Raw genomic sequence first — 2,127 nt, 5'->3', positions numbered from 1 at the left:
AAACGCTTTAAACCTTGGGGCAAGGCCGCCGCTTCACGATTCATGGCGGCGGCTTCGCGATTCACGGCGTCAGCGGATCGGCGATCTGGCGTGCCCGTGGACGCACTCGAGGTCGCCGACGCCTGTTGTACGGCACCGGGATCCAGCGAATCTGCAATCGCCCTGCCTACCGCTTCGGGACTCGGCAATGGCGTCGATCCCGATTCGCGCTCACGATTTCGCACTGCATCGTTACTGGTGGGCTGTGCCGTGCGACCGACCTGACGCCAGCCAAACGACTCCAGTGCCTCAATCAACTGCGATGATTGACGAGCAATCGTTCGCAGTTCTTCGGCCTGCTCGGGTGTCTCGGCCTGCTTTGCGGCTTCGGTCGCCAACCGCTGAGTCAAACTTGCATCGCTCCAGATCACTCCGGCCAACGCCCAATCACTAATCTGATTGGGCGATCCGTCAGGCACCGCGGCTTTAGCCCGCGGTGAATCATCAGTTCGCGGTGGATCACCAGCACGCACTGTAACCAAGGTCGCAACAGCCAAGGCGAGATAGGCGAAGAAAAAAACTAGCGTTCGTTGATTTTGCATTTGGGTCACCCAATGGGTTGGTGAAGTTGTATACACTCGCGACACTCTTCTTGCCTCTTCATTGCGAGCCTCAGAAAAAAACTATTCAGGACACTCCGCCTAGAAACGATAGATCGCAGCAACTTCGGCTTCGTCGCTTGAATCACCATCGAGCTTGCTGAAAACATCTCCGCCGTTTCGCAGTGTCTCAATCACGACTTGATTCACACGATTCAACTCGCGAGCGCCATCGCGAATCATGACGGAATCAATCCGACCGTTCTTTGCTGCGTCCAAAACGTCGGCAATGTCGTTAGACCCTTTGGACTGGGCCATCGCGGTACCAAACCGCTCACCGAATTGATCATGCGACGACTCTAATTTCGGAGCAATCGCTTGATGGGCCTGATCGCGAAGTTCAACTTCACTCCACTGCGACGGGCTGGCATCTACTTTGGCATCCACACTAACGTCACTGACTGCTCGAAAGTGGCCGCCGACCTCTTCGGTCGCAACGACCACCAGTGGCAAGCCCGTGTTGTACATCGCGCCGACAACTTCTTCGCCGACCAACGACAGGTAATGTTCTCGGTCCGCCTCGATCTTGTCTTCTCCTTGGCCGTGCCCATGAAACATGGCCGTCGACGATCCTCCGGAGTTACCCATGCTCTGGTGACTGCGGTTCTGCAGGCTCACTTCGGGATCGCGAGGTAGGATCAAATCATTGAACTTTGCTGGCAGCGAATCAGTTTGAATCACCTCGAGCGATTCCCCACGTCGTTGGAACAATTTCGCTTCGTCCCAGGTTAGTGAGAGCACGAAATAGCGATCGCGATTTCCTTGTTCGCGGATCAGCGGCAATAACAAAAACGTTTCGCCAACATGAACAATATCGTCCACTTCGCGGTTCAGACGAAACATCCTGCATTTGTCGGGCGTTACAAAGATCGCAAGTCCTTCGCCTTGATGTTGCCAAAAATTGCTCTCCCGAGCTCCCTCTTTGACCTGAGCGAGAATCGCATCATCGTGCTCAAGCGATTTCAGCTTTTTGCTGGCGTCGTTGAGCAGATTCTTCAGTCGGATGGATCCTTGTTGAGTGTCGGGTCCCGATCGGTGGGTACGCATCAGAATCGAAACGCATGGCTTGCCCGTGATCGAGGCGAGTTCTTCGAGGTCACCGGGCTTAAGAGTTTGAAGTATCGTTTCGCTGGTTGTCATAGCCATCGGGCGATTCCTTTTCTAGAGAGGTGCGTTGAAATCATTCGCCATTACAACCATGCAAACGGGATGCCGAGATCGCCAAGTTCGTCGTTTTATCATGGCGGGTCTCGTCGGCGGGCTCACGCTCGACCGCCAACCCAATTTCCGGTATCGAGCACCTGTTGACGATAAACGGGATCACGAAGCAACCACACCATCGAGCGGTAGCGATCGTTCAAAAGTTGCATGCCACGTTGGTCGTTTAACGCTCGCTTGCACTCTCGTCGCAATGCTCCGGCGTGCCGCACCAGCAACCGACGATGGGAATCGCTGGTGGCGGACAAAGCAACTTTCGCAAGCATTTCCA

Annotated in this window: 1 protein-coding gene and 2 pseudogenes; all 3 read right to left on the bottom strand. The window is 54.9% G+C overall.

Annotation, left to right across the window (positions count from 1 at the left end):
- Positions 1-581, bottom strand: a pseudogene (locus tag RMSM_RS03765) (hypothetical protein); the annotation flags it as partial.
- 99 nt (positions 582-680) lie between these two features.
- Complete coding sequence (locus tag RMSM_RS03760) at positions 681-1,784, bottom strand: baeRF3 domain-containing protein (RefSeq protein ID WP_144057352.1); 1,104 nt, start codon at positions 1,782-1,784, stop codon at positions 681-683.
- Positions 1,785-1,900: 116 nt separating this feature from the next.
- A pseudogene (locus RMSM_RS03755) lies at positions 1,901-2,127 on the bottom strand (DUF2254 domain-containing protein); the annotation flags it as partial.

Origin of the sequence: Rhodopirellula maiorica SM1, assembly GCF_000346295.1 — a bacterium.
In the GTDB taxonomy this organism is placed as follows: Bacteria; Planctomycetota; Planctomycetia; order Pirellulales; family Pirellulaceae; genus Novipirellula; species Novipirellula maiorica.
Note: the sequence above shows the minus strand (reverse complement) of the source record. Positions and strands in the feature narration are given on the sequence as shown.